Raw genomic sequence first — 25,700 nt, 5'->3', positions numbered from 1 at the left:
GAAGCCGCTTTACGCACCCGTCCGATACGGGTATCCAATGAGTAAGCCGAGCCCCGAGGTCTACGAGCGGGGACGCGGGATGGACGCGCACAACAAGGTGATGCGCGACATCCGTTCGCGGAAGCAGAAGACCTACGACCCCCACGAGCCCACTCGGGTGTGGATAGACGAGGACAACACGCCCGACGGCGTCTACGACTCGCTGACGATTATTCTCAACACCGGCGGCTGCCGGTGGGCGCGCGCCGGCGGCTGTACGATGTGCGGCTACGTCGCCGAGTCCGTCGAAGGCGGCACCGTCGCCCACGAGGCGCTGATGGACCAGATTCAGGTCTGTCTCGACCACGAGGCCGAGGAGATGGACGACGGCGAGAAAGCGGGCCTCATCAAGATTTACACCTCCGGCTCGTTCCTCGACGAGCGCGAGGTACCCGCCGAGACCCGTGACGCCATCGCCGAGACGTTCGCCGACCGCGACCGCATGGTCGTCGAGTCGCTGCCGGACTTCGTCACGCGCGAGAAACTCGCGGACTTCACCGACCGCGGCCTCGAAACCGACGTGGCAATCGGTCTCGAAACCGCCACCGACCGCGTCCGCCACGACTGCGTGAACAAGTACTTCGACTTCGCCGACTTCGAGGACGCCTGCGAGGAGGCCGCCGCGGCCGGCGGCGGCGTCAAGGCGTACCTCCTGATGAAGCCGCCGTTCCTCTCGGAGCCCGAGGCGCTCGAGGACATGAAGTCCTCTATCCGCCGGTGTGCGGCGGTCGACAACTGCCACACCGTCTCGATGAACCCGACGAACGTCCAGCGCTACACGATGGTCGACGAACTGTTCTTCAACGGCGGCTACCGCCCGCCGTGGCTCTGGTCGGTCGCCGACGCGCTCCGCGAGACGGTCGGCGTGGACGCCATCGTCGTCTCCGACCCCGTCGGCGGCGGCCAAGAGCGCGGCGCGCACAACTGCGGCGACTGTGACGAACTCGTGTTCAAAGCGGTCAAGGACTTCAACCTCCGGCAGGACCCGAGCGTCTTCGACCAGGTGTCCTGCGACTGCGAGGCGACGTGGGAGTTCGTCCTCGACAACGAGACGAGCTACAACATGCCGCTGGTCAAGTAGGCCGGCGCGTTCCGTCGCACCACCCGGGCTCACGTCGCTCGCGCGGACGAACGACCCTCGTCTCGGACCGGACCGTCTCCCGCCGGCATCTCCGACCGTTCGTCCAGTATCTCGGCTCGTTTTCTCCGATTCGACCGCGTTAGGGAGTGCTATCCGAAAGTAACAGGCACCTAACCGTTGGATAGGATATTCGTATCAAAGAGGGTGTGAGTCGTTGTCATATTCGGTGGTTCGGACGTGTCCATCCGAGCCGCCCGCCATCATGACGAAACACACGTACAAGACCGTCTACTACGCGGATGGGTGGTTCGAGATTCGCGAAGAGGAGAACGCCGAGGCGTGGATCGCCACGGACGCTCCCTGCGCTCTCGCCCCATAGCACGCGGTACGCGGGTCGGAAACCTCGACACTCCAACATCGCTCATCGTGTATGCCGCTACGTTCGCCAACCGACCCCGTGCCGCCCGCCACCGCGGCGGACGGTCTTTTTATACCCTACCCCTCGAAGCCCGCCAGCACGCCCCGACCGTCGGTGTTACCGAGCTGCGGTAGCGACGCCCGCTCGGGGTGCGGCATCAGCACCGCGACGGACTCGCTGTCGCCGAGGACGCCCGCGACGTTCCCGAGCGAGCCGTTGGGGTTCGCCTCGTCGGTGACGTTGCCGTCCTCGTCGCAGTAGCGGAACAGAATCCGGTCGTCGGCTTCGAGTTCCTCGTAGCGCTCGTCGTCGAGTTCGAAGCGACCCTCGCCGTGGGCGATGGGGAGTTCGATGACCTCGCCTTCCTCGTACGCCGCGGTCCAGCGCGTGTCGGCGTTCTCGACGCGGAGGTAGACGTGTTCGCACTGGAAGCGGGCGCTCGCGTTCGTCGTGAACGCGCCGGGGGTGAGTCCGGACTCGCAGCCAATCTGCGCGCCGTTGCAGACGCCGAGGACGGGGACGCCCTCTTCGGCCGCCTCGCGGACCGACTTCATGATGGGCGAGCGGGCGGCCATCGCGCCGCCGCGGAGGTAGTCGCCGTACGAGAAGCCGCCGGGGAGCACGATGCCCGTCGCTTCCTCGGGGAGCGGGTCTTCGTGCCAGACGCGCTCGGCCTCGAAGCCGAGGTCGGAGAGCGCGCGCACGGCGTCGCGGTCGCAGTTCGAGCCGCCGAACTGCACGACTGCGATCATCTCAGGCCTCGGCGACCGCGACCTCGTAGTCGTGGATGGTCGGGTTCGCCAGCAAGCGTTCGGCCATCTCGTCGGCGCGGGCTTCGGCCTCGTCGGCGTCGGCCGCGTCGAGGTCGACTTCGTACCGTTCGGTAAAGCGCAACGCATCGAGTTCGAACCCGAGTCGTTCCAGCGCGCGCTTCGTGGTCTCCGCCTCGGGGTCGAGCACGCCACGCTTGAGGCGCACCGTCACCGTCGCGGTGTAGGTGGTCATCAGGTGGCGATGCGTGGTGATGTGCAAAAACGGTTTTGGGTCGTGTTTGATATACACGGATATGCTTATGTGCCTGCGGGGCGGCGGCTACGGGGCTGGAGAGCGTTCTACGCCGTGTACTTCGAGTCCCTCGTCGACGGTGAAGGGAGCGTCTCGTCGGCGAGAAGTGAAAAGACGTCCTCCGCGTCGTCGTCTGGGTCGGCGGCGAGGGGAGAATCGAAACCGGACATGTCCGGTCGTCCGACACCGGCCGAATAACTGAGTCGTCCGAGGGTGCGCGTCTGACCCGGATTTGAGGGACCGATTGTTCGATTATTCATAATAATTACTTCATAAATAGTACAAATAATAATTACACATATGATATATGATAATCATTTTTATAGCATGAGTGAGACAGCATCTCACGCATGGCAATCGAATTCGCACAGAGTCCGCTCTTGACGTTCGTCATCGGACTCGCGTTGGTCGTGTTGCTACTGGTCGTGTTAGACCTCCCTGCGTTCGTCGGCTTGGCGATAGCCGCGTTCGCAGTCGGCCTCGTCAACGCGGCGTTCGTCCCCGACTTCGCGCTCGCCGACGCGGCGACGCGGACGGCCACGGCGTTCGGCAACGGGATGGCCGGCATCGGGATTCCCATCCTGATGGCCGCCATCATCGGGAAGTCGATGCTCGAAAGCGGCTCCGCCCAGCGCATCGTCCGCTCCTTCCAGTCGCTCGTCGGGAGGGAAAACAGCGACATCGCGCTGTGGGGAAGCAGTACGGTGCTCGCCATCCCCGTGTTCTTCGACAGCGTGTTCTACCTCATGGCTCCCCTCGCGCGGTCGATGCGGGCGCGGATGGGCGACAACTACGCGCTCTACCTCGTCGTCGTCGGGGCCGGCGCGGCGACGGCCCACGTGTTCATCCCGCCGACGCCCGGCCCGCTCGCCGTCGCCAGCGAAATCGGGGCCGACATCGGTACCACGATGCTCATCGGCGTCACCGTCGCCGTCCCGTCGGCCACCATGGGCGGCCTCGTCTACGGCCGCTGGATTAACCGTCATCTCGACATCCCCCTCCGCGACGCGATGGGAACGACCACGGACGAACTGCAGGAGCGCGCTCAGCGCGACGTGTCGTCCCTGCCGAGTTTCCTCGAATCCACCGCGCCCATCATCATCGCCGTCGCGCTCGTCGGCTCGCTCACCGTCGTCAACGCCCTCCAAGGCGTGACGCCGGTGGTCGAGCAGGTCAGGCCGTTCGTCGCGTTCATCGGCGACAAGAACGTCGCGCTCACGGTCGCCGCGCTCGCCGCGGCCTACACGTACTACCGCTGGTCCGACCTCTCGCGGTCCGACTGGGAGGACGAACTCACCGAGGCGCTGAAAAGCGGCGGCAACATTGCGGCCATCACCGCGATGGGTGGCGCGTTCGGCGCGCTCCTCGCGGCCTCCGGAATCGGCTCGTACCTCGCAAACGGCCTCGAAGGGTTCGGCATCCCACTTCTCGTGACCGCGTGGCTCATCGCCGCCATCGTCCGCATCGCGCAGGGCTCTGCGACCGCGGCGATGCTCACGGCCGCCGGCATCATGGCCCCACTCACCGGCCAGCTTCCGGTCCACACCGCGTATCTGGTGATGGTCATCGGCGCGGGCGGCAACATCTGTTCGTGGTACAACGACTCCGGCTTCTGGCTCGTCAAGGAAATCGGCGGCCTCACGCAGGCGGAGACGCTGAAGACGTGGACGGCGCTGACGACGATTATCTCCGTGACCGGTCTCGTCGTCGTCCTTATCGTCTCGTCGGTGCTCCCACTGGCGTAGACGGCCGCGCGCGCACGCCGGCTATTTCCTTTTCACGGGTGATTCACGGTCGTTCCCGAGGGATTCGCTTGCGGAGAACGACAGCGGTTTACCGCTCGCCGACGCAGGACGGTGTATGTTCAGCTTCGAACAGCTGGAGGTGACGGTATGACTCGCGAACTCACCGAAATCACGGTCATCGGAGGAGACAAGACCGGACTCATCGCGAACGTGACCACCCTGCTGTTCGAGCGCGGAATCAACGTCGAGGACTTGGACCAAGCGGTCCGCGAGGGAATCTTCCGGATGACCCTCCACGCCGACACGGCGGAGATGACCTGCACCCGCGACGAGCTACGGGCGGCGCTGTCCGACCTCGGCGACGACCTCGGCGTCGACGTGCAGGTCCGATTCCCCTCGGACCGCGAGACCCGCGAAATCGCCGTTCTCGTCACGAAGGAGTCCCACTGCCTCGAAGCGTTGTTCGAGGCGTGGGCCAACGACGACCTCGGCGCGGAGATTTCGGTCGTCATCGGCAACCACGACACGCTCGAACCGCTGGCGAGCCACTACGACGTCCCCTTCCACGACATCGGCGACCAGAAGGGCACCGCCAACGAAGAGCGCCTGCTCGACCTCCTCGAACAGTACGACGTGGACCTCATCGTCCTCGCGCGCTACATGCGCATCCTCGGCCCGAACGTCGTCTTCCGCTACGAGGACCGCATCATCAACATCCACCCGTCGCTGCTCCCGGCGTTCCCTGGCGCGGCCGCCTACCGACAGGCGAAAGAAGAGGGCGTCCGCATCGCGGGTGTCACCGCCCACTACGTGACGACCGACCTCGACCAAGGGCCGATCATCACCCAGCGCGCCTTCGACGTGCCGGACGACGCCACCATCGACGAAATCAAAGAGCGCGGCCAGCCGCTGGAGGCCGACGCGCTCCTCGAAGCCGTGAAGCTTCACCTCAACAACGACGTCTCGGTCCACCGCGGCCGCACCAGCCTCCGCGAGAGCGCCGACCCCGAGCGCTACCAACTCGGCCTCACCCGCGAGGCGCAGGCGTCGAACCCCGACCGCCCGGTCGACGGCATCATCGACGCCCTCGGCGAGCGCGAGGCGCTCGCGCCAGAGCCGTCCGAGGACTGAGTCGACGCTGAGCGGGGCGACTCCCACCAGACCTATTTTGCCGCCGCCGCGACTCGGAGGCGTGCCCGTCTCCCTCCGCTATCGCGTCGCGCTCGGGTGCTACGTGCTGTGGCTCGTGGCGACTGTCCTCCTCATCGCGCACGAACTCGGTCTCATCCCGCTCTTCCCCGGCGTCGAACCGGGCGTCGTGACCGGTGCGACGGTCTTTTTCGCGCTCGGCGTCGTCCAACTCTCCCGCCGCGGCTGGCGGTTCCTCGTCGGTGACGACGACGGACAGTAAGAACAGAACGACACAGAACAGACGAATCCCGAATTTCCCGACCCGTGTCCGACTACAGGTCCCGAACGCGAGCCACGGCGTCCTCGATGGCCGGCGCGTCGAACCAGTCGTGGTCGACGTAGGCGTTGGTGCCGGCGCAGTAGAGGTCCGACAGGGCCTCCACGATGTCGGCGGGCAGGTGGTCGGGTTCGACCGCGCAGTTCTCGCGCCAGTTCGGCTCGCCCGTCTCGATGGCCTCGGCCTTCGCGTCTTTCACGGCCTCGACCCACTCGGGCTGGACGCGCTTGTAGTACTGGCGGACGACCTCTTTCGAGACCTGCTGGCCGCCGTAGGAAAACCGGTTCTCGTCGAAGGTGCCGACCACGTCGCCGACCTTGACGGTGCCGTCGTGGTAGAGACACTCGATTTTGCCGTCCTCGTGGTCGAAGCCGGCTTTCTCGGCTCGCTCCGTCAGCACGTGGTTCACGGCGAGCGCCAGTTCTTCGAGGCGGTCGAGGTCGACTTTCCCGGCGATGTCGTCGGCCTCCTCGCGGGAGAGATAGCGGTCCTGTTCTTCGTACTTCGTGGAGAACTCCACGACCGGCTCGGGGAGGGAGACGGCCTCGTCGGGCCACTCGTCGGCGTCGAGGCCGTAGTCTGCGGGCTCGCCGCGCCGCCGGAGGCTCGACCCCACCGGGACGGTGTTGCGGAAGACGATTTCCAGCGGGATGAGGTAGTTGTCGCCGGCGGCCTCGTGGTAGGCGTCGTAGTCGTACGCGCCGTCCTCGTGGGGGAGGTCGGGCACCTGCGTGAGTTCGATGGCCATCTCCGTCGGCGGCGACTCGCACTCGCCGAGTTCCTTGACCTCGCCGTCTTCGACGACCCCGAGGTAGTGGGTCGGGACGTGGTTCACGTCGAGCAGTTCGAAGTTGTACGCGCCCATGAGACAGAGGCTCGCGCCCTTGTTCGGGACGTGGTCGGGCATCTCGCCCCAGTCGAACACGGAGTAGCGGTCCGAGAAGACGAAGCGGCCCCGCCCGAGGTCGGTCGCCGTCGGCTCCTCCTCGACGCGGAAGTCCTTCACGCTGGTCATGGTCGTCCTCTGGACTCATCCCACTAAGAACCTTCCACTTCCGTGCGTATCTCGGTCGGCGACGAGTCGAATTTATGCACGAACGCGCGCACCGGGCGAATCGTATCGCTTTTTCGCGGCTGTACCCTCCGTTCGGCTATGGACGCTGCCCTCGAATCAGACGCCGCGTGGGTCGCCCGACGACTCTGCGAGGCCGACACCGCCGTCGCCTTCACCGGCGCGGGGATGAGCACGGCTTCGGGCATCCCCGACTTCCGCGGCGACGACGGTATCTGGGAGACCGAGTTCGACCCGGTGTCGTTCCACCGCGACCGCTTCGTCAACGACCCCGCGGGCTTCTGGCGCGACCGCGTCCGCCTCCAAGAGCGCATGTTCCCCGACGGCGTCGAACCGAACCCCGGCCACGACGCGCTTTCGACCCTCGAATCGCGCGGCGTCCTCGACGCGGTCGTGACGCAGAACACCGACGGACTCCACCGCGAGGCCGGCTCCGACCGCGTCGTCGAACTCCACGGCAACGCCGCGGAGGTCGTCTGCGAGGACTGCGGCGCGCGAACCGGCGCCGACCCTGCGTTCGAGACGGTCCGCGCCGGCGACGCGCCGCCGACGTGCGACGACTGCGGCGGCCTGCTCAAGCCCGGCGTTGTCCTGTTCGGCGAGCGCCTTCCCCGCGTCGCCTACAGCGAGGCGAACCGCCTCGCCGGCGACGCCGACGTGTTTCTGTCGCTCGGGTCGTCGCTGACGGTTCACCCCGCGGCTGGCCTCGCCGGTCGGGCCGCCGAGGCCGGCTCGCTGGTCGTCGTCAACTTCGACGCGACGCAGTACGACGACCGCGCCGACCGGGTCGTCCGCGGGGACCTCGCGGCGTTCCTCCCCGAAGTCGAAAAACGAGTCAAACGAGTCTGAACGCGACCGCGTTGCCGCCCCGTCAGGAGTCGAACGGCTCGTCGTCGCGGTGGTTGTCGACGTTCTCCGTCTCGGCCGCTTCCTGTTCTCTCATCTCGTCTTCGGCGTCCGGTTCCTCGGCATCGTCCGGTCGCTCGGCGTCGACCTCCTCGGACTCCTCTGGCGACGACGCGCCGGCGTCGCCGCCGCCGTCGACCGTGACGCCGTGTCCGTCGTCGTCTTCGACGCTCGGTTCGCGGTCGGTCACGTCCGCTTCGGTGTCGTCGGACATCGGGCCGCTAGCTCACGTCGCCCGCGGCAAATAGGTGGTGGCCAAGCGCTACGAACCCCCGGTCACACTCACCAATCAATTGATGCTCTCTCCCCGTCATGTCGGTGCATGACTCGGTCTCCCTCGCCGGGGGCGTCGGCGGGGACGGCACCGTCCGTTCTCTTCGTCGCACCCGACCGCACACGGGCGGACGCCGTCGCGGCCGCGCTCGACCGCCACGACGTGTCCGTCACCGTCGAGTTCGACCTCGGTGCCGCGCTCGCCCGCATCGACGACCGGACGGTCGACTGCCTCTTGGTCCCGCGGCAGTTCGGCCAGCACACCGCCGCCGACGTCGTCGCGCTCGTCCGCGACCACCACCCCGACGTCCCGGTCGTCCTCCTCGGCCCCAGCGGGACCGACGACGGCGACACCGACCCGTTCGCCGCCGACCCGACGGTCCACCGCGTTTCTGATGACGTCGACGCTATCTCCTACGACCGCCTCGCGGACCGCGTCCGGGCGGCGGTCGCCCGCTACCGTAGCTCGCAGGCCCAGCGCACCGAGCGCGACATCGTCTCTCGGCTCGAACACCGGATTCAGCGCACCGAGCGGAAGATAACGTCGCTCCACGGCGTCGCCATGCGACTCGCGTCGGCCTCCGACGCCGACGACATCTACGAGGAGACCGTCGAGGCGGCGGAGCGCATCCTGAACCTCGACATCTGTTTCGCCTTCGAGGCCGAGACGGACTGGTTCGTCCCGCGGGCGCAGTCCTCGACGCCGACCGACCGCGAACTCCGACCCGTCCCGAAGGACGCGGGCGCGATGGGCGAGACGTTCCGCACCGGCGAGTCCCACCGCGCGGTCGACATGGAACTCCACGCGTTCGGCCGCCCCGAGTTCGGCGACTATCGCTCCGGGCTCAGCGTCGCCATCGGCTCGTTCGGCGTGTTTCAGGCGGTCTCCGAACAGACCGGCGCGTTCGACGAAATCGACCTCGAACTCGCGGAACTGCTCGTCGCCCACACGAACGCGGCGCTCCAGCGGCTCAGCTTCGAGCGTCGGCTTCGGGTCGAACGCGACCAGTACGCCGCCCTGTTCGAGAACAGCGCCGACTGCATCATCGACTCGGAGTTCGTCGACGGTGAGTCCGTCATCCGCGCGGTCAACCCGGCGTTCGAGGCCACGTTCGGCTACGACGAATCCGAGGTCGTCGGCCGCGCCATCGACGACGTGGTCGCGCCTGACGACCGTCTCGACGAGGCCGCGAAGCTCACGGAGATGGTCCGCGCCGGCGATTTCGTCCAGACGGAGGTACGCAGGCGGACCGCCGACGGCGAGAAGGACTTCCTCCTCCGGTCGGTTCCAGTCGGCGAGAACACCATATACGCGGTCTACACGGACATCACGGCGCGTCGGGACGTCGAACGCGAGGTCGAAGCCCAGAACCGCCGGCTCGACGAGTTCACGAGCGTCGTCTCGCACGACCTCCGCAACCCCCTTTCGGTCGCCACGGGCCACCTCGACCTCGCCCGTGAGGAAGTCGATAACGACCACCTCGCGGCGGTGGCGCGGGCGCACGACCGGATGAACGCGCTGACCGAGGAACTGCTCGTCCTCGCGCGGCAGGGAACCGACGCGTTCGCCACGACGCCCGTGTCCCTCGCGGAGACTGCAGAGCGGTGCTGGGAGCACGTCGAAACCGGAGACGCGACGCTCGTCGTCGCGTCCAACCGGACCGTGGTCGCCGACGCGGGCCGGCTCCACCAACTGTTCGAGAACCTGATTCGGAACTCCGTAGAACACGGCTCGCCGGAAGCATCCGAACCGACCGATGGCGGCGACGCCCGCGTCACCGTCACCGTCGGCGCGCTCGACGACGGCTTCTACGTGGAAGACGACGGCGCGGGCGTTCCGCCCGAACTCCGCTCGCGCATCTTCGACAGCGGCTTTTCGACCGGCACCGCCGGCATCGGCTTCGGACTGACAATCGTCTCGAACGTCGCCGACGCGCACGACTGGACGGTCTCGGTGACTGAAAGCACGGCTGGCGGCGCTCGCTTCGAGTTCACCGGCGTCGAAGCTGAGCCCTGAGTTCAGGCGAACTCCTCGTGGAGGTACGCGCCGAGGTAGCCGCCGAGCGCGCCGAGGCCGACGGTGTAGACGAGGAGCAAGGCGAGGCCCAACAGCGCGACGATAGCGATGCCGAGGATGCCGAGACCGAACCCGCGCGGGCCGACGCCGATGGCGAAGATGCTGAAGAAGCCGAAGACGACGATACCGAGGACGACGCCGACGAGGCTGACGAACAGCCCCGAGACCGCGCCGGACTTCACGCCGAGTTCGCGGTCGCTCCCGGTCAGGTAGCCGGCGACCGCGCCGCCGAGGACGGTCGACCCTGGAAGCGGCGAGAGGACGACGCTGGCGACCGCGCCGACGAGCGCCGAAAACAGCAGGCTCTCGCGGTCGTCGCCGAGGGAGGATTCGGTCTCCGAAGACGGGGAGTGTTCCATGTCCGACACAACACGGCGGGAGGGCCTAATGCTTTCTCCGCCGCGGCGTCCCGCGGTCGGTGTTCCGGTACCGCCCCGTTTTTAGGACCGTGGCGCGTTTCAACCGAGCATGACCGGTGCCGCCCACGACGACTTCGGGTTCGAACACGTCCCGGAGACAGACCAGTCGTTCGAGAACGCCTTGGCGAAGGCGCGAGCGGGCGAGCGCCTCACAGTCGATGACGGCGTCGAACTCATCACGACGGGCACCGACCGCGAGGGAATCGACCCCGAACGCAAGGAACTCGTGCTTGAAGCCGCCGACCGGCGGCGCGCCGAGATGGTCGGCGACGACGTGACGTTCGTCGCCAACCTCAACAACAACGTGACGACGGCCTGCAACACCGGCTGTCTGTTCTGTAACTTCAAGAACACCGCCCACCTGTTCGAGTCCGACTCCGACGCCGACCACGGCGGCTTCACGAAGACGCCCGCCGAGTCCCGCGACATCGTCGCCGACGCGGTCGAGATGGGCATCTACGAGGTCACGTCCGTCTCCGGCCTCCACCCCGCGCTCGTGCTCGACGAGGAACACCGCGAGATTCTCGAATCCTACGACAACCCCGCCGCCGAGGTGAACTACAAGCCGCCCGAGGCGTACGACATCGACCCCGCGAGCTACGCCGAACAGCTCTCGGCGATGTCGGTCGACGGCGCGCACGTCCACTCGATGACGCCCGAAGAGGCCTACCACGCCAAGCGCGGCACCGACTGGAGCTACGAGGAGGTCTACCGCCGCCTCGCCGACGCGGGTCTCGACAGCGCGCCCGGAACCGCCGCCGAGATTCTCGTCCCCGAGGTGCGCGAGGTCATCTGCCCCGGGAAAATCGGCACCAACGAGTGGGTCGCCGGGATGGAGGGCGCGATGGAAGCCGGCCTCGACGTGACGGCGACCATCATGTACGGCCACGTCGAGACCGAGAAGCATCGCGTGCTCCACCTCGACGTGATTCGCGACCTGCAGGACCGCTACGGCGGCATCACCGAGTTCGTCCCGCTGTCGTTCATCCACCAGAACACGCCGCTGTACGACCGCGGCCTCGTGACCGGCGGCGCGTCCGACGACGAGGACGAACTGATGGTCGCCGTCGCGCGACTCTACCTCGACAACGTCGACCACATCCAGTCGTCGTGGGTAAAGTTCGGGAACGCGAAGGCGCTGAAGCTCCTCAACTGCGGCGCGGACGACCTCATGGGCACCATTCTCTCCGAGGAGATAACGAAGCGCGCCGGCGGCGGCTTCGGCGAGTTCCGCTCGTTCGACGACTACGTCGACATGATAACCGCCATCGGCCGCCGGCCGGTCGAACGCTCGACCGACTACCGGACCCGCCGACCCATCGACCCCGACGACGGCCCCCACGGCCCGATGCTCGGCCCCCGCGCGGACGGGACGCCCCTGCTCGACGGCCGCCGCGACCCGGCGACTGCCGACGACTGAGATGATGGCGACAACCCACGCGGCCGTGGGGCTGACCCTCGCCGCGCCCCTGGTCTGGGTCGCTCCCGAACTCGCGACCGCGGCGGCCGTCGGCGCGCTCGTCGGCGGCGTCTTCCCCGACGTCGACCTCTTCGTCGGCGTCCACCGCAAGACGCTACACTTCCCCGTCTACTACAGCGTTGCCGCCGCCGTCTTCGGAGCCGTCGCCGTCGCCTCGCCCTCGACGCTCACCGTCGGGGTCGCCTTTTTCTTCCTCTCGGCGGGGCTTCACTCCGCGTCCGACTGGTTCGGCGCGGGCGACGAACTCCGGCCGTGGGACCGAACCTCCGACCGCGCGGTGTACGTCCACCCCGCGAAGCGTTGGCTCCGGCCCCGCTATCTCGTCCGCTACGACGGCGCGCCCGAAGACCTCGCGCTGACGCTCCTGTTCGCCGTCCCCGGCTTCCTCGCTTTCTCCGGCGGCGTCCGGGTCGCCGTCGCGGTCGGCGTCGCCGTCGCACTGTTCTACACGGGCTTCAGAAAGCGGATGCCCGAGTGGTTCGGCATCTGAGGCGCGGTGTCCGCGAGGACGAGCGCGCCCGCGGACGTTCGGTTCAACCACGAAACTCATACGTCTCGGTCGCCGAGTAGGCGAAGCGATGACGACTCGACGGCTTCGACCGGTTCGGAGGGTGTTCGCCCCGTGATGGCCCCGACGCACGTGGCGATGAGCCTCGCGCTCGCCGCCGCCGTCGTGGTCGTCGCCCCCGCGGCCGCGCCCCTCGTCGTCACGGCGGCGCTCGTCGGGGGCGTCTTCCCCGACCTCGACATGGTCGTCGGCGTCCACCGCAAGACGCTCCATCAGGTCGAGGCGTTCGTCGTTGGCTCGCTCGGGTTCGGCGCGGTCGCACTCGTCACGGGCGAGCCGCTGGCCGCGGCCGCGGCGACCGGGTTCGTCGCGGCGGCGCTCCACTGCGCGGCCGACTACCTCGGCGGCAGCAGCGAGGCTCGCCCGTGGGAGGCGCGGACCGACCGCGGCGTCTACGTCCGCAGTCTCGGCGGCTGGGTCGAACCCCGCCGTCTCGCCGCCTACGACGGCTCTCCCGGCGACCTCGCGCTCGCCGCGGCGCTCTCGGTGCCTGGGTTCCTGACGCTCGGCGGCGGCCCGCGGGGGATTCTCCTCGCCAGCCTCGCCGTCGGCGTCGGTTACACGCTCGTCAGAAAACGCGTGCCACAGCTCTCGGGCCGCGCACCCGCGGTGACCGCCGCGCTCGTCGCACTCTACTCTGTTCTCGCCCGGCGTCGGTAGCAAACGACACCAAACGGTCGGCCGACGGCCGCGCCGCTCTCACCGCGGAATCGACAGCGGACCGTCGCCGCGAGCGACGTTCCGGAACCGCCGCCCGTGAACGTCGTCGGCGCTGAGCCGGTCGGTAATCGGCTCGCGGAGCCACTCGCGGTCCGGCACAGTCCCGCGTGAGTCCCCGCTTTCGTCCGTCGAGCCGCGGCCCTCGTCGGAGAGGAACCGCTCGTAAACCGGCAGTCGCTCGCGGAGCGGGACGCCCGCCTCGTCGGCGATATCGACGAGTTCCCGGAGCGCCGGCCACTCGTAGTCGGGGTTGACGTAGTCGTCGGTGACCGGCGAGACGCCGCCGAGGTCGTCGACGCCGCAGGGGACGAGGTCGGCCGCCGCCGAGAGGTTCGGCGGCACCTGCACCGACACCTCCTCGGGGAGTGCGACCCGCGCCATCGCGACGACCCGGCGCATCGTGTCGAGCGAGGGGCGCTCGTAGTCCGACCGCTCGTTGGGAACGACGTTCTGGACGATGACCTCCTGCACGTGACCGTAGCGCTCGTGGAGCGCACGGATGGCGAGCAGACTCTCGGCCCGGTCGCGCCACGTCTCGCCGATGCCGACGAGGATGCCCGTCGTGAAGGGGACGCCCACCTCGCCCGCGGCACGGATGGTGTTGAGCCGCTGGCCCGGCGTCTTCCGCCGATTGCCCGAGTGGGCGGCCACGTCGGCGGTCGTCTCCAGCATCACGCCCATGCTGGCGTTCAGCGGCGCGAGGTCGGCGAACTCCTCGCGGGTGAGGTCGCCGGGGTTCGAGTGCGGCAGGAGGCCCTCGTCGAGCGCGACCTCGCAGGCCGCCGCGAGGTAGTCGAGGATATCGTCGTAGCCCCACTCGTCGAGCTGGCGGTGAATCTCTGTGTAGCGCTCGTCGGGGGCGTCGCCGAAGGTAAACAGCGCCTCCGTACAGCCCGCGTCAGCGCCCGTGCGGACCGTCTCACGGACCTCGTCGAGGGACATGAGCGTCGCCTCGCCGGGCACGTCGTAGTAGGTACAGTAGGTGCAGGTGTACCGGCAGGCGGTCGTTAGCGGGATGAACACGTTCCGAGAGAACGAAAGCGACGCCGGCGCGTCGGCGTCGTCGGGGGTGACGGCGAGCAGTCGCTCCACGTCGGCGTCGTCGATAGTCAGGTCGACTCCGTACTCGTCGGCACCCGGGAACATACCTCTCGGTGTGTGACGAGCCATTAAAAGCGTGTCACTCGCGGCCGATACGGCAGCGGGTCGGGTCGCACGTAGAGACAGGAAAACGGAAGTCGAGCTCGGGGCCGGATAGTTGGTGCCAGACACGTCTCCGGCCCGTCCGAGGCGCCGTCAGGCGCTCGCCCCGAGTTGGTTGCGAGTGTGACTCGCGTCGTCGTCGCGACGTTCGGACTCCACTTCGACTTCCACGTCGTCTTCGCGACGCGGAAGCGCGCGGCGCACGTTGCCTCAGTTCCCGCCGGGCAGACGGACAACCGCGCCAGTCAATGTTTATCGTGGACCATTAAGGTCTTATCGGCGCTCGCGGACGGCCTCGACTCTGCCCGACCCGCGTTCGAGTCGGACGCCGGCGTCGACCAGCCACTCGCGGGCGCGGCCCTCGCCGTGGACGAGCACTTCGACGAGGTCGGACGGCTCGTCCACGTCGACGGCGAGTCGCATCGAATCCACCTCCGCGAACGAACAGCCGGCGTCGCGGGCGATTCGCCGGTGGTCGAGGATGGACGCGCCGTGGTAGTCGACCGAGAAGTCGGGGTGGCGGACGACGAGCGCGTTCGTTCCGCCGCCGAGGCCGGACGCGGCGACCACGTCGCCGTCGGTCTCGAACAGCCGCGCGAGCGCGGCGGGTGTCGCGAGCGCGAGATCGGCCATGACGACCGCGACCGGGTCGCCGCCGAGTTCATCGAGTTTGTCGCCCACGACGTCGGTGAGCGGCCGGTCGTCTACGGTGACTGGCGCATCGACCGACACGGGCGCGTCAGCGACGACGCTCGGGTCACCGTCGGCCGCGCGGACCGCGTCGAGCACGTCGCGGAGCATCGAGACGGCGAACTCGCGTCGCTCGTCGGCGTCGAAAAACGGGGCGAGTCGGGTCTTCGGCGTTCGTCCCCCGAAGGGAACGACGACTCGCACGGAGAATCAGCCCAGTTTGTCGTAGGTCGTCTGCTGGGACCGCCAGTAGAGGAATCCACCGGCGATGAGCGCGACGACGAGCAGGCCGCCCGCGGCGTAGATGAGCAGTTGGGTCGTCTGACTCGACTGCTGTGCCTGGTTCGCGCTGGTCTCGGCCTCGTTGGCGAGGTTCGTCGCGAGGTTGAACTCTTCGCCGTTGAACGCTTCGACAGCGTTGTTGAACGTCTGCTGGGCTTGTTGCGTGTTGGCCCCACTCGCACTCTGAATCGCGGCCTGCGCGCTGTCGAGTTCGGCGCGCGCGGCGGCGCTGTCTTCGGTGTAGTGGTGGGCCGTCCACGTGTCGATATCGTTACTGGAGCCACCTTCGCGGGTCTGGTCGAGCGAGATGAGCGTGAACGTCTGCGCGGGGTCGTAGGAGTACGCCTCGACCTCGGGGACGGTCCCCGTCACGGAGATTTCCACTTCGCTCGTGCCGTCGCCAGCGGCGACTTGCGCGCCGCTGAAATTCTGCCCGTCGAAGGACTGCTGGTCGACTTTCGCACCCGTCTGGTCGTAGTACGTGACGGTCCACGTCACGTCTTCTAGGTCGGTCTCGCCCGCGAGCGTCCACGATTCGAGTTGCGGGTTCCTGTACAGTTCATCGAGGGTGGCCGCCGCGGTCACCTGTGAACCGACCTGCGCCTCGTTGGGAACGTCCTCGGACGCGACGCTCACCGCCCCCGCCGGGCCCGCGAGGGCCGACAGGAGCACGACGAGCGCGAGCGCCAGCTTAGAAAAGCGACTCCAGTTCGTCTTCGTCATCGTTTATGAGGTTCTCCAGATTCGAATCGCTCTCTTGACGGATCTCTTCGATGTTATCCTGCGCTTCGATGGCGACCTGCTGTAGCTCCTTGATGCGCGGGACGTTCGTCACGCCCGACAGGAGGATGACACTCGCCACCTTCCCCGCGCCCGGAATCGGGTAGTCGCCGCCGCGAACTTCCATGGAACCGGTCTGCTCCTCGATCCACTTCCGCCCGCGCTCTATGCCTTTCCGGTTCAGATGCTCCGGCGGACCAGCGAGGACGAGCAGCGCGCGCTCCGCGCCTTCGATCTCACACGGGAGCGTGAGTCGACCGAGCGCAGCCTTGCGAACGAGGCTCGTGATTCGGTTGGTCGTGTGTGCGGTGTCGAGGTTGTCGTCGGGCTCGTCGCCGCCTGTCAGCCGGGACAGGAGGCCGCCGCCCTTGTTCTTCCGCGGTTCGACGCCCTCGGAGGCGTAGCCGACGGTCGAGACGCCGCCGCCGGCGAGCGTGTTGATAATCTCCGATGAGTCGACGACGGACTCCGCGACCTCCTGTCCGTCTTTGACCTCGCCGGCGCCGAACAGCACGCCGAATCGGTTGACGATCTCCTCGTTGATCTCGTCGTACCCCCCCTGTACCGACTCGCCGGTCTTCCGCCAGGCGTCGTTGTCGAACACGAGGAGGTTGTCGACCTCGCGGACGAACGTCTGGAAGGAGCGCGCGGCGTTGAGCGTGTAGATACCACCCTCGTCGGACCCCGGCAGGATGCCGATGCCGTAGACGGGTTCGGTGTAGATGCGCTTGAGGTGTTTCGCGAGGACCGGCGCGCCGCCGGAGCCGGTGCCGCCACCGAGCCCGGACACGACGAGGAAGGCGTCGACTTCGTGGACAGGGATGCTGTCGATGGCACCCTGCACCTCGTCGATGTCCTCCTCGGCGATTTCGGCACCGAGTTCGTTGTCCGCACCGACGCCGTGTCCCTTCACGCGGGACTGGCCGATGAGGACGCGCTGGTCCTTCGGGATGTTCTTCAATCCGAGCAAGTCAGCTTTCGCGGAGTTTACAGCGACCGCAGCGCGGACGATTCCAGCGTTGCGTTCACGGTCGTACTCGACGAACTTGTCGACTACTTTTCCCCCGGCTTGCCCGAATCCGATCATTGCGAGCTTCATAGGTTCGGTCCCCTCGCCATTGCGTGAATTGCAGTACGAACGCAGACATAAGCGTTGTGATGGGGAAGTGTATTCCCAGCGTCAGATTATCGCCGAAAAACGGCGACTCGGAACAGGTGTTAATCAGTCATTATAGCGTGGTAGGCCCTGATACCGGCGAAATGAGCCGAGGTTCATAACTTCCTAATCTCGATTAACGGTTAAATTTCCGTCAGTTTCGGTCGGCGAGGTAGCGTTCGAACGTTTTCATCGACGACGTGTCGACGCCGAAGGCCTCCGCATCGTTGTCTCGGACCGTGCTGTCAATTTTGAGCGACCGATACTGGTCTGCGCCCATCGGGAACCCCGGGACCGCCCCGAGAACGGTGAGTCCGACTTGGGCCAGCGGCATCGGGAGTGGGACGATGGTGATGGACTTGTCCTCCGACTCGTAGACCATCTCGGTCAGCTCGCGGAGCGTAATCACCTCCGGGCCGCCGATTTCGTAGGTCTCTCCGATGTGCTCGTCGTCTTCGAGCGCCCGTTCGAACATCGGCGTCAGGTCGTCGATCCAGATGGGTTGGAAGCGCGTCTTCCCGTTCCCCGGAAGCGGATACAGGGGGACGCCGGGCGCGAACATCCCCTTGAGCCGCTTCGTGAACGAGATAATCTCCGCGCCGTCGCCGAAGATAATCGACGGTCGGAAAATCGTCCAATCCAGCGACGACGACTTCACCGCGTTCTCGGCCTTGCCTTTCGAGCGGATGTACGCCGTATCGGCGTCGGGGTCCGCGTCGAGGGCGCTCATCTGGACGAGTCGCGACACGCCGTGCGATTCGGCGGCCTTTACGACGTTTTCGGTGCCCTGCCAGTTGACGATATCGTGCATCCGGTAGCCGCCGTCCGGTTTGAAAAGCGGCGAGAGCGCGACGAGGTTCACGACAGCGTCTTTCCCCTCGAACGCGCCCGCGATGGAGTCGTAATCCGTCACGTCCCCCATCGCCTTCTCGACGCCGTCGGGGAGGTCCTCGCTGTTCGGACTCCGCGACATCGCGGTCACGCTGTGTCCCCGCGACTGCAGTTCGCGGCAGAGGTTGGTACCGACGAAGCCGGTTCCGCCGAGGACAAGGACTTTCATGGCGTAATATTCGGCGGAATGAGGGTAAAGCTAACGGGGAATAGAGGTCGATTTCGCCGGGGAACGCTCCGATGGGAACGACGCTCCTCGAAGGACGCGTTCGACTTTCCGGCCCGCGGCGACGGTTTCCGCGCGGACCCGCTCAGAAGAGAACCGAGGGCGCGACCGAGCCGTCGGTGCGCTTTACCATCCGACCGACTTGGTCGTAGACGACGAGTTCTTCGGCCGCCTCGAGGCACTCGTCGGGCGCGTCGCTCGGGTGGTCGACCTCGGACTGCTTCGTCGCGAACGACGTGTCAGTCGGGGGGACGCTCTCGTCGAAGCGGACGACGCTGTACGGCTTTTCCCTCGGCAAGAGGTCGTTCCACCACTCTCGGGTGGATGTCACAGTCTCACGTATCGGTTTGCGTTGACATTATCGTTGCGGCGGCTCGCTTCGGCGCGCTTTTTCCGGAGCGCCGAGTTGGTAGGGTATGCTCGTCACGCTCGAAGGGCTCGACGGGAGCGGGAAGACGACCGTTTGGGAGGCGCTCCACGACGCGTACCCCGACGCCGTCTTCACGCGCGAGCCCACGTCGGACTCGTGGTACGGAGAGGCCGTCAACCGCGCTATCGCCGACGACGACGCCGACCCGCTCGCTACGCTGTTCCTCTTTACCGCCGACCACGCGGACCACCTCTCGCGGGTCGTCCGGCCCGCCCTCGCCGACGGCGACCTCGTCATCTCCGACCGCTACTCCGACTCGCGGTACGCCTATCAGGCCGCCTCGCTCCGCGACAGCGACCTCAGACGCCCGATGGAATACATCAGAGGCATCCACACGGCGTTCACTCGGCCGCCGGACAAGACCATCTACCTCGACGTGGACCCCGAGACGGCCGCCGCGCGCAGCGGCGCGACGAACAAGTTCGAACAGGCGGCGTACCTCGCGGACGTGCGCGCCAACTACGAGCGACTCATCGAGGCCGAACCGGAGCGGTTCGTCCGCGTCGACGCGACGCAGTCGCCCGAGGACGTGCTCGACGCGGTGGAGGCAGCGCTCGAAGAGATTCTCGCGGAATAACCGCCACCCGATTCGCGACTCACCGCGAGTTCGGGAGGTTCTCGTACTCCTCCGGCGGCGGGACGTAGAGCGTGTCGATAGTGAACCCGAGCGCCAGCGGCATCCCTATCATGACGCCGAGTGCCGCGGTGGGGCTGCCGAGGTCAACGCCGATGCCGAACACGCCGGAGAACACCAGCGTCGAGACGAACAGCACGAGCGGAATCAGAAACAGGGCGTACAGGATGTAGCCCCACTGCGTCTTCAGTCGAAGGCGGAAAAAGCGGGTCATGACCGCCGCGACGAGCGTGTGGAGGGCGATGACCGCGCCCATGAGCACGAGGTTGACCACCGAGACCATAGCCGACCTATGGAGGCGGTAGTCTTTGGCCTGTCGCTCTCGGCGACCCGCTCGTCCCGCGCCGCCGTCGGTCGAACCGCCCGCCGGAGCGACCCCGCGGACGGGTGACGTTTATCACGAAGGACCGTGACTCACCGCCATGCACCGACTCATCGCAGAGCGCGGGCTGGACGACACGGGTTTCACCGCAGACGACGCCCGCGCCGCCCTCCGCGACATGATTCGAGCGCGACGGTTCGACGAGCGTGCACTCGCCCTCCAGCGACGCGGATGGATGAGCGGCTACCCGCCGTTCCGCGGACAGGAGGCCTCTCAAATCGGGGCCGCCCACGCCATGCGCGACGACGACGTGTTGCTGCCGACCTATCGGTCGAACGCCCTCCAACTCGCCCGCGGGGTGCCGCCGAGCGACATCCTCCTCTTCCGGCGTGGCCACGCCGAGTACGACTCCGACCACGACGTGCCGGTATTCCCGCAGGCGGTCCCCATCGGGAGCCAGATTCCCCACGCCGCCGGCGTCGGCATGGCCGCGAACTACCGCGGCGACGACTACGGGGCGCTGGTCTGCTTCGGCGACGGCGCGACCTCCGAGGGCGACTTCCACGAGGGCCTGAACTTCGCGGGCGTCTTCGACGCGCCGGTCGTCTTCTTCTGCGAGAACAACGGCTGGGCGATTTCGCTCCCCCGCGAGCGCCAGACCGCCAGTGAGTCCATCGCGGCGAAGGCCGACGCCTACGGGATGGACGGCATGCAGGTCGACGGAAACGACCCGCTGGCGGTCAGGGAAGCCGTCGAGCGCGGGTTCGAGAAGGCCCGCGCCGGCGAGCCGGTGCTCATCGAGAGCCTCACCTACCGACAGGGGCCACACACGACCGCCGACGACCCCTCGCGCTACCGCGACGACGACCCGGAACTCCCCGAGTGGCGGACGCGCGACCCCCTCGACCGCTTCGAGTCGTTCTGTCGCGAGCAGGAGGTCGTCGACGACGCGGCGCTCGACGCCATGCGTGACGACGCCGACGAGGAACTGCGCGAGGCCGTCGAGCGCGCCGAGGCGACGCCCGAACCGGGGGCCGACGAGCTGTTCGACAACGTCTACGAGGAGCTGCCGCCGGAGCTCGCCCGCCAGCGCGAGGAACACGTCGCGTTCGTCGAGCGCAACGGGCCGTTCGACATCGAGCGCTGAGCGCGCGGTCCCTCAGTCGTCAAGCGAGATGTACGTCTTCGTGTCGGCGACGCCCTCTAAGCTCTGGACGCGGCTCGACGCCGTCTTCAGCACTTCGTAGACCGCGTCGGTGTCGACCTCGGCGATGATGTCGTACGCGCCCGCGACGATGTGCGCCTCCGTCACCGTCTCGAAGTCGCGGATAGGACCGAGAAGCTGTTCCGACTCGCCGGCTCCGGTCTTCACCATGATGAACGCGTGAACCATGCGTGAGATATTCTACCACAGTCGTCAAAAGCCTTGCTTCGACCGAGCGCGGCCCCTTCGGTCGAATCGGGGGAAGGTTATTTGCCTCCGCCGACATACCGTCTTATCATGCGGTTCGTTATCATTGGTGCTGGACGGGTTGGGCTGCGCACCGCTCGCGTCCTCCGCGAGGAGGGTCACGACATCGTCCTGGTGGAGTTGGACCGCGACCGGGTCAAACGGGCCCGCGAAGCAGACTTCGACGTGGTCGAAGGCGACGGCTCCCGCGAGGAAGTGCTCGTCGACGCCGGTATCGAGGCGGCCGACGCCCTCGGCGCGCTCACCGCCGACCTCAACGTGAACTTCGCGGCGTGCATGATCGGCAAGCACTTCGGCTGTCGGACGGTGCTCCGGGTCGACGAGGACTACCGCGAGGAGGTGTACCAGAAGTACGCGAAGGAAGTGGACGAAATCGTCTACCCCGAGCGTCTCGGCGCTATCGGTGCGAAGAACGCGCTGCTCGGCGGGTCTATCCGCGCCATCGCGGACATCGCCCAACACCTGCAGGTCATCCTCGTGACGGTGACCGAGGAGTCGCCCATGAACGGCTACAGCATCGAGGAGGTGGCGCTCCCGGCGAACGCCCGCGTCCTCGCGTTCGGGAAGAAAGACGGTCCGATGGGCATCCCGCTTGCCGACGACTCGCTTGAGACGGGTGACCGCGTGGCCGTCCTCGCTGACTTCGACGTGCTCAACGACGTGCGACAACTGCTCGTCGGCGACGAGGTCGTCACCGCGCCGGGAGGTGCGTGACGATGGTCTACGCCTACATCATGGTCAAGGCCGCGCCCGTCTCAGACAGTATCGACCAGCTGAAACAGGAGCTACTGGCCGTCTCGGACGGCATCGTCAGCGCCCACATCGTCGCGGGCGACGTGGACTTCATCGTGAAAGTCGAGGTGGACACCCCCGCCGACGTGAAAGACATCGCCGGCGGCATCCAGTCGGTTCCGGGTATCGAGGACACTCAGACGTACATCGCGATGGACTGAGTCGGAAGCGACCGCAGGGTCCCACCCGACCCGCGGTTGAACCGACCGACCCGACCAAACAGAAGTGCTACAGAAGTGCTCGGTTCCCGTGTTTAGAAGCCCGCGCCGGCGGCGTCTCGCGCGTTCTGGATGAGACTCGTCACCGGTTCGCCGTAGTCGTAGCCGGGAATGATTCCCTCGACGAACGTGCCTTCGACGTAGTCGATGACCGCGCCGGCGTCGTCGACGCCGCGGCGCTCGTTGATGTCGGCGAAACTCGCTCGGACGACCGCCTCGTCGCCCGCGCGCGTCACGTCGGGGTCGAGGTCGTGGTCGCCGGCGACGACGCCGTTTACGTCTTCGAGGCGGAGTTCGAACGTCTCGTACCAGCCGTCTTCGACGACGGGTGCCACGTCGTCGGCGACCGCCGAGAGCATCGGGACGCGGACCTCCACGCCGAACTCGACGTGGCCGCTCTCCTGCGCCGCGACGCTGACGGTGCCGTCGAACGGCGTCGTCACGGACTCGAAGGTGCGGTCGTCGACCGGTTCGAACGACCCGTGGTCGCCGAACGCGCGGCGGACCCGACCGGGGATGTCGTCTTCGCTCATGCCCGGACGAAGGTCCCGACGGGAGAAAAGCCCGTTGCGTCGCGAGCGCCCTCTAATCGCCCGCCTGCGGTGGTTTTGGGCGGATGGCGGCACGTTTAAGTATCTCGCCGCACTCCATTCAGGTGACGCTTCGCTTTGGAGGGCCGAAGCGTCAGCGGGGACCAATCTAGGGCGGCATTTGCCGCGCGGGCCGCTCCCGTGCGGCTGCCTATCCCTTTCTCACGAAACTCACATCGAAGAGCCGTCGGCTCGCGTTCGCGCGCGCTCGAATCGAACAACTGACCCGAGCGATATGCAAGTAGCAACACTCCGCCAGCGACGCGGCCGCGTCAGTTCTCGCCCGGACCGTCGCGGATAGATTCGCGTTTTCCCGATTCAGCCGTCCCCGCCCGAGCCGTCGGTCGCGAGGTCGGCCATCGTCGGCGACGAAATCGGTTCGGAACCCGTCTCATCCGCCGCAGTTGCATCGCCCTCGGCTCCGGATTCTCTCGCGTCGGCGACGCCGTCGCGCGCTCCTTCCTCGCGTACTTCGAACCGGTCCGCGAGCGCCCGCAGTTCGTCGGTCGTCGACGATAGCTCCTGCATCTTCCCGGCGACCGTGACCATCGCGTCGTTCTGTTCGTGGGCCGCGCCGGCCACGTCGGCCGCCTCGGTTCGCGTCTCGTCGGCGATTTCGGCCGCCTCGTCCGCGAGGCGCGCGACCGACTGCGCGGCCGACGCCTGCGAAGCGGTCGCCTCGTCGATGGCGGCGACGCCGTGGTCGACTTCCTCCAGTCGGTCGACCGCCTCGTCGATGGCCGTGACGCCGGTTTCGACCGTCTCGGACCCTCGCGAGACGCGCTCTCGGGCGGCCGTGACCGCATCGACCGTCTCGTCGGCCGTCTCCTCGACGGACTCGATGGACGACGCGATTTCGGTCGTCGCGTCGGCGGTCTCGCCGGCGAGCGCCTTCACGCTGTCCGCGACGACGGCGAAGCCGGCACCCGCGTCGCCGGCGCGGGCGGCCTCGATAGACGCGTTGAGCGCGAGCAGGTTCGTCTGGTCGGCGATGTCCTCGATGAGGTCGACAACCTCGCCGATGTCCGCCACCTCGTCGCGGAGCGCTTCGACGCCCTCAGCCGCGGCCGCGACGCGTGCGTCGATGTTCGCCATCTCGTCGTGGACGGCGGCGCTCGCGTCGCGCCCGGCCTCGCCGCGCTCCGCGGCGTCACCCGCGAGGTCAGCGAGTTCGTCGGCGGAGGCGGCGACTTCCTCGACCGTCGCCGAGAGGTCCTGCATCTCCGAGGAGACCTCCGAGAGGAGCGTCGCCTGCTCGGCCGCGCCGTCGGAGATGTCGGCCGTCGCCAGTTCGACCCGCTCGGACGCGGCGCTGACCTCCTCGGTGCCGGCGGTAACGCGCTCGCCCGCCGCGTCGACGGTCGCCGCGAACGACGCGACCTGTCCGATAGTCGCTTCGAGGTCGGCGAGCATCGCGTCGATGCCGTCGCCGACGGCCGCCATGGCCTCGTCGTCCGGTTCGACCGACGTGCGAACCGTCAGGTCGCCCGTCGCCGCGGCATCCATCGTCTCGCGGTAGTCGTCCGCGGCGCTTGCGAGGTCGCGTCGGGCGTCTTCGGCGTCTTCGATGCGCTCGCGTAGCCCATCGCGCATCTCGGCGAACGCGTTCGTCAGCGCCCCGAACTCGTCGACTCTGTGGGTTTCGAGGTCCACGTCGAGGTCACCGCCAGCGAGTGCCGCCGCCTTGGTTCGCAGTCGCCGGAGCGACAGCACCGTGTTGCGGCCGATGACGACCCCGACCAGCGCGAGGCCGGCGAGGCCCACGCCGATGAGGACGGCGACGTCGCGCTCGACGACCTGCGCGACCGCGTAGGCGTTACGCTGCGGCGCTTCCACGAGAACCGCCCAGTTCGTGCCCGAGACGGGCGCGTAGGCGACGACTTCGTCCCCGGCCTCCCCGTCGCCCTCGCGCTCGATGACGCCGGTCTCACCGCCGAGTGCGGCGTCGAGCGCCGGCGTCTCGGACCCTTCGCGGTACGTCGTGAGGACGTTCTTGCCGTACTTGTCGAAGGCGATGACGCCCTTTTCGGTCACGACGCGGGTCTGTGAGCCTTCGACCGGTTCGCTCAGCAGTTCGGCGTGCTTCGTCGCGTCGACGACGACCATCACCGCTCCATCCCGTCCCGCCACGGGACTGAGGAAGGCGAGGCGCTCGCTCCCGGCGTAGCGGTAGACCTCGGAGATGGCGACCGCGTCGGGGTCGTACATCGTCAGCGACCCGGTCGTCCACGACAGGCCGAGGTCGGAGACCGACTTGGCCTCTATCACGCCGTCGGTGCTGCGGACGATGTCGCGGTTCGAGGGCTTCACGTAGTGGATAGCCATCACCTCGTCGGGGAGCGTGTCCTTCTCGCGTTCGAGCGTCTCGTCGATGGTGTCGGGGTCGCCCGTCTGGACGGTCTCGTACTCAGAGAGCATCCGGGTGGTCCGCGCGTAGCCGTCCATCCAACTCGACAGTCCCTCGGCCTCCAACGTGGCGACCATCTCGAGGTCGCTGTGGGCGTCGGCTCTGACCTCGGTTCCGACCGCGTCCGAGACGTACAGGCCGAACCCGCCCATCACCGCGGCCACGAGGAGAATAACGAACAGAAACTTCCGGAGGTAGCTCCGCCTGAGCACCGCCGGAACCAGCGTGGCGAGCTTCATGCCACTTGGTAGCAAGAGAGCGACGTAAAGCGTTGTCC

At 67.4% G+C, this 25,700-nt stretch carries 28 protein-coding genes and 1 pseudogene; 13 read left to right on the top strand and 16 right to left on the bottom strand.

Going from position 1 to position 25,700, the window contains the following annotated elements:
- The first annotated feature begins 37 nt into the window (after positions 1-37).
- Positions 38-1,120 carry an archaeosine biosynthesis radical SAM protein RaSEA gene (locus C5B90_RS11755; RefSeq protein WP_115881657.1) on the top strand — a complete coding sequence of 361 codons (1,083 nt, stop codon included), beginning with the start codon at positions 38-40 and terminating at the stop codon, positions 1,118-1,120.
- Between the two features lie 495 nt (positions 1,121-1,615).
- On the opposite strand, the gene purQ is transcribed toward C5B90_RS11755, so the two are convergent.
- From purQ to C5B90_RS21220, 3 genes are all read right to left on the bottom strand, one after another.
- Positions 1,616-2,290 carry a phosphoribosylformylglycinamidine synthase I gene (gene purQ / locus C5B90_RS11750; RefSeq protein WP_115881655.1) on the bottom strand — a complete coding sequence of 225 codons (675 nt, stop codon included), beginning with the start codon at positions 2,288-2,290 and terminating at the stop codon, positions 1,616-1,618.
- 1 nt (position 2,291) lies between these two features.
- Positions 2,292-2,543 (bottom strand): phosphoribosylformylglycinamidine synthase subunit PurS, encoded by a 252-nt coding sequence (gene purS, locus C5B90_RS11745; RefSeq protein WP_004969187.1) that lies wholly within the window; start codon positions 2,541-2,543, stop codon positions 2,292-2,294.
- Between the two features lie 107 nt (positions 2,544-2,650).
- The gene (locus C5B90_RS21220) at positions 2,651-2,773 is read right to left on the bottom strand and encodes a hypothetical protein (RefSeq protein WP_255566828.1); all 123 of its coding nucleotides are present in this window, start codon (positions 2,771-2,773) and stop codon (positions 2,651-2,653) included.
- Positions 2,774-2,953: 180 nt separating this feature from the next.
- Here C5B90_RS21220 and C5B90_RS11740 point away from each other — a divergent pair, with 180 nt between their 5' ends.
- The 3 genes from C5B90_RS11740 (at position 2,954) to C5B90_RS11730 (ending at position 5,759) form a co-directional block, all read left to right on the top strand.
- Positions 2,954-4,348, top strand: coding sequence for a GntP family permease (locus C5B90_RS11740; protein ID WP_115881653.1), 1,395 nt, complete (start codon positions 2,954-2,956; stop codon positions 4,346-4,348).
- A gap of 147 nt (positions 4,349-4,495) precedes the next feature.
- Positions 4,496-5,479, top strand: a complete 984-nt coding sequence (locus tag C5B90_RS11735; protein WP_115881651.1) for a formyltetrahydrofolate deformylase — start codon at positions 4,496-4,498, stop codon at positions 5,477-5,479.
- Between the two features lie 61 nt (positions 5,480-5,540).
- Positions 5,541-5,759, top strand: a complete 219-nt coding sequence (locus C5B90_RS11730) for a hypothetical protein (protein WP_115881649.1) — start codon at positions 5,541-5,543, stop codon at positions 5,757-5,759.
- 52 nt (positions 5,760-5,811) lie between these two features.
- Here C5B90_RS11730 and C5B90_RS11725 read toward each other — a convergent pair whose 3' ends face one another.
- Complete coding sequence (locus C5B90_RS11725; RefSeq protein ID WP_115881647.1) at positions 5,812-6,831, bottom strand: phosphoribosylaminoimidazolesuccinocarboxamide synthase; 1,020 nt, start codon at positions 6,829-6,831, stop codon at positions 5,812-5,814.
- Positions 6,832-6,969: 138 nt separating this feature from the next.
- Here C5B90_RS11725 and C5B90_RS11720 point away from each other — a divergent pair, with 138 nt between their 5' ends.
- The gene (locus C5B90_RS11720) at positions 6,970-7,737 is read left to right on the top strand and encodes a Sir2 family NAD-dependent protein deacetylase (RefSeq protein ID WP_115881645.1); all 768 of its coding nucleotides are present in this window, start codon (positions 6,970-6,972) and stop codon (positions 7,735-7,737) included.
- Between the two features lie 22 nt (positions 7,738-7,759).
- On the opposite strand, the gene C5B90_RS11715 is transcribed toward C5B90_RS11720, so the two are convergent.
- The gene (locus C5B90_RS11715) at positions 7,760-8,008 is read right to left on the bottom strand and encodes a hypothetical protein (RefSeq protein WP_058826070.1); all 249 of its coding nucleotides are present in this window, start codon (positions 8,006-8,008) and stop codon (positions 7,760-7,762) included.
- A 108-nt stretch (positions 8,009-8,116) separates the two neighbouring features.
- On the opposite strand from C5B90_RS11715, the gene C5B90_RS11710 reads away from it, so the two are divergent.
- On the top strand, positions 8,117-10,084 hold the full coding sequence (locus C5B90_RS11710) for an ATP-binding protein (protein ID WP_115881643.1): 1,968 nt from the start codon (positions 8,117-8,119) through the stop codon (positions 10,082-10,084).
- A 2-nt stretch (positions 10,085-10,086) separates the two neighbouring features.
- Here C5B90_RS11710 and C5B90_RS11705 read toward each other — a convergent pair whose 3' ends face one another.
- Positions 10,087-10,503: a DUF5518 domain-containing protein gene (locus tag C5B90_RS11705; RefSeq protein ID WP_115881641.1), complete on the bottom strand. Its 417-nt coding sequence runs from the start codon at positions 10,501-10,503 to the stop codon at positions 10,087-10,089.
- Between the two features lie 109 nt (positions 10,504-10,612).
- Here C5B90_RS11705 and cofH point away from each other — a divergent pair, with 109 nt between their 5' ends.
- From cofH to C5B90_RS11690, 3 genes are all read left to right on the top strand, one after another.
- A complete protein-coding gene (gene cofH / locus C5B90_RS11700) occupies positions 10,613-11,983 on the top strand; it encodes a 7,8-didemethyl-8-hydroxy-5-deazariboflavin synthase subunit CofH (RefSeq protein WP_115881639.1) in 1,371 nt (456 codons plus the stop codon).
- Position 11,984: 1 nt separating this feature from the next.
- Entirely contained in the window at positions 11,985-12,533 is a 549-nt protein-coding gene (locus C5B90_RS11695; protein WP_115881637.1) for a metal-dependent hydrolase, read from the top strand.
- A gap of 135 nt (positions 12,534-12,668) precedes the next feature.
- Positions 12,669-13,271, top strand: a complete 603-nt coding sequence (locus C5B90_RS11690; protein WP_115881635.1) for a hypothetical protein — start codon at positions 12,669-12,671, stop codon at positions 13,269-13,271.
- 39 nt (positions 13,272-13,310) lie between these two features.
- On the opposite strand, the gene cofG is transcribed toward C5B90_RS11690, so the two are convergent.
- From cofG to C5B90_RS11660, 6 genes are all read right to left on the bottom strand, one after another.
- Positions 13,311-14,477 (bottom strand): 7,8-didemethyl-8-hydroxy-5-deazariboflavin synthase subunit CofG, encoded by a 1,167-nt coding sequence (cofG, locus tag C5B90_RS11685; RefSeq protein ID WP_115881633.1) that lies wholly within the window; start codon positions 14,475-14,477, stop codon positions 13,311-13,313.
- Between the two features lie 330 nt (positions 14,478-14,807).
- Positions 14,808-15,428, bottom strand: coding sequence for a 2-phospho-L-lactate guanylyltransferase (gene cofC, locus C5B90_RS11680; protein ID WP_115881631.1), 621 nt, complete (start codon positions 15,426-15,428; stop codon positions 14,808-14,810).
- A 6-nt stretch (positions 15,429-15,434) separates the two neighbouring features.
- Complete coding sequence (locus C5B90_RS11675; protein ID WP_058826062.1) at positions 15,435-16,229, bottom strand: hypothetical protein; 795 nt, start codon at positions 16,227-16,229, stop codon at positions 15,435-15,437.
- Positions 16,198-17,385 (bottom strand): tubulin/FtsZ family protein, encoded by a 1,188-nt coding sequence (locus C5B90_RS11670; protein ID WP_172795742.1) that lies wholly within the window; start codon positions 17,383-17,385, stop codon positions 16,198-16,200. The genes C5B90_RS11675 and C5B90_RS11670 overlap by 32 nt, the downstream gene beginning before the upstream one ends.
- A 211-nt stretch (positions 17,386-17,596) precedes the next feature.
- The gene (locus C5B90_RS11665; protein ID WP_115881629.1) at positions 17,597-18,502 is read right to left on the bottom strand and encodes a complex I NDUFA9 subunit family protein; all 906 of its coding nucleotides are present in this window, start codon (positions 18,500-18,502) and stop codon (positions 17,597-17,599) included.
- 142 nt (positions 18,503-18,644) lie between these two features.
- Positions 18,645-18,890 carry a hypothetical protein gene (locus C5B90_RS11660; RefSeq protein WP_115881627.1) on the bottom strand — a complete coding sequence of 82 codons (246 nt, stop codon included), beginning with the start codon at positions 18,888-18,890 and terminating at the stop codon, positions 18,645-18,647.
- An 85-nt stretch (positions 18,891-18,975) separates the two neighbouring features.
- Between C5B90_RS11660 and tmk the strand changes: the two genes are divergently transcribed.
- A complete protein-coding gene (gene tmk / locus C5B90_RS11655) occupies positions 18,976-19,566 on the top strand; it encodes a dTMP kinase (RefSeq protein ID WP_115881625.1) in 591 nt (196 codons plus the stop codon).
- Between the two features lie 19 nt (positions 19,567-19,585).
- Here tmk and C5B90_RS11650 read toward each other — a convergent pair whose 3' ends face one another.
- The gene (locus C5B90_RS11650; protein WP_115881623.1) at positions 19,586-19,906 is read right to left on the bottom strand and encodes a hypothetical protein; all 321 of its coding nucleotides are present in this window, start codon (positions 19,904-19,906) and stop codon (positions 19,586-19,588) included.
- Between the two features lie 139 nt (positions 19,907-20,045).
- Between C5B90_RS11650 and C5B90_RS11645 the strand changes: the two genes are divergently transcribed.
- The gene (locus tag C5B90_RS11645) at positions 20,046-21,092 is read left to right on the top strand and encodes a thiamine pyrophosphate-dependent dehydrogenase E1 component subunit alpha (protein WP_115881621.1); all 1,047 of its coding nucleotides are present in this window, start codon (positions 20,046-20,048) and stop codon (positions 21,090-21,092) included.
- A 12-nt stretch (positions 21,093-21,104) separates the two neighbouring features.
- On the opposite strand, the gene C5B90_RS11640 is transcribed toward C5B90_RS11645, so the two are convergent.
- The gene (locus tag C5B90_RS11640) at positions 21,105-21,338 is read right to left on the bottom strand and encodes an Lrp/AsnC ligand binding domain-containing protein (RefSeq protein ID WP_004975609.1); all 234 of its coding nucleotides are present in this window, start codon (positions 21,336-21,338) and stop codon (positions 21,105-21,107) included.
- 108 nt (positions 21,339-21,446) lie between these two features.
- Here C5B90_RS11640 and C5B90_RS11635 point away from each other — a divergent pair, with 108 nt between their 5' ends.
- Both C5B90_RS11635 and C5B90_RS11630 read left to right on the top strand, forming a co-directional pair.
- Positions 21,447-22,130 (top strand): TrkA family potassium uptake protein, encoded by a 684-nt coding sequence (locus C5B90_RS11635; RefSeq protein ID WP_115881619.1) that lies wholly within the window; start codon positions 21,447-21,449, stop codon positions 22,128-22,130.
- Positions 22,131-22,132: 2 nt separating this feature from the next.
- Positions 22,133-22,369, top strand: coding sequence for an Lrp/AsnC ligand binding domain-containing protein (locus C5B90_RS11630; protein WP_115881617.1), 237 nt, complete (start codon positions 22,133-22,135; stop codon positions 22,367-22,369).
- 92 nt (positions 22,370-22,461) lie between these two features.
- Here the strand turns inward: C5B90_RS11630 and C5B90_RS11625 are convergent, their stop codons facing one another.
- Together C5B90_RS11625 and C5B90_RS11620 are read right to left on the bottom strand one after the other, a co-directional pair.
- Positions 22,462-22,959, bottom strand: a complete 498-nt coding sequence (locus C5B90_RS11625) for a DUF5813 family protein (protein WP_115881615.1) — start codon at positions 22,957-22,959, stop codon at positions 22,462-22,464.
- Positions 22,960-23,288: 329 nt separating this feature from the next.
- Positions 23,289-25,662 (bottom strand): annotated as a pseudogene (locus C5B90_RS11620) (methyl-accepting chemotaxis protein).
- Between the last annotated feature and the right edge of the window lie 38 nt (positions 25,663-25,700).

The organism is Haloferax sp. Atlit-12N (assembly GCF_003383095.1).
Taxonomy (GTDB): Archaea; Halobacteriota; Halobacteria; order Halobacteriales; family Haloferacaceae; genus Haloferax.
Note: the sequence above shows the minus strand (reverse complement) of the source record. Positions and strands in the feature narration are given on the sequence as shown.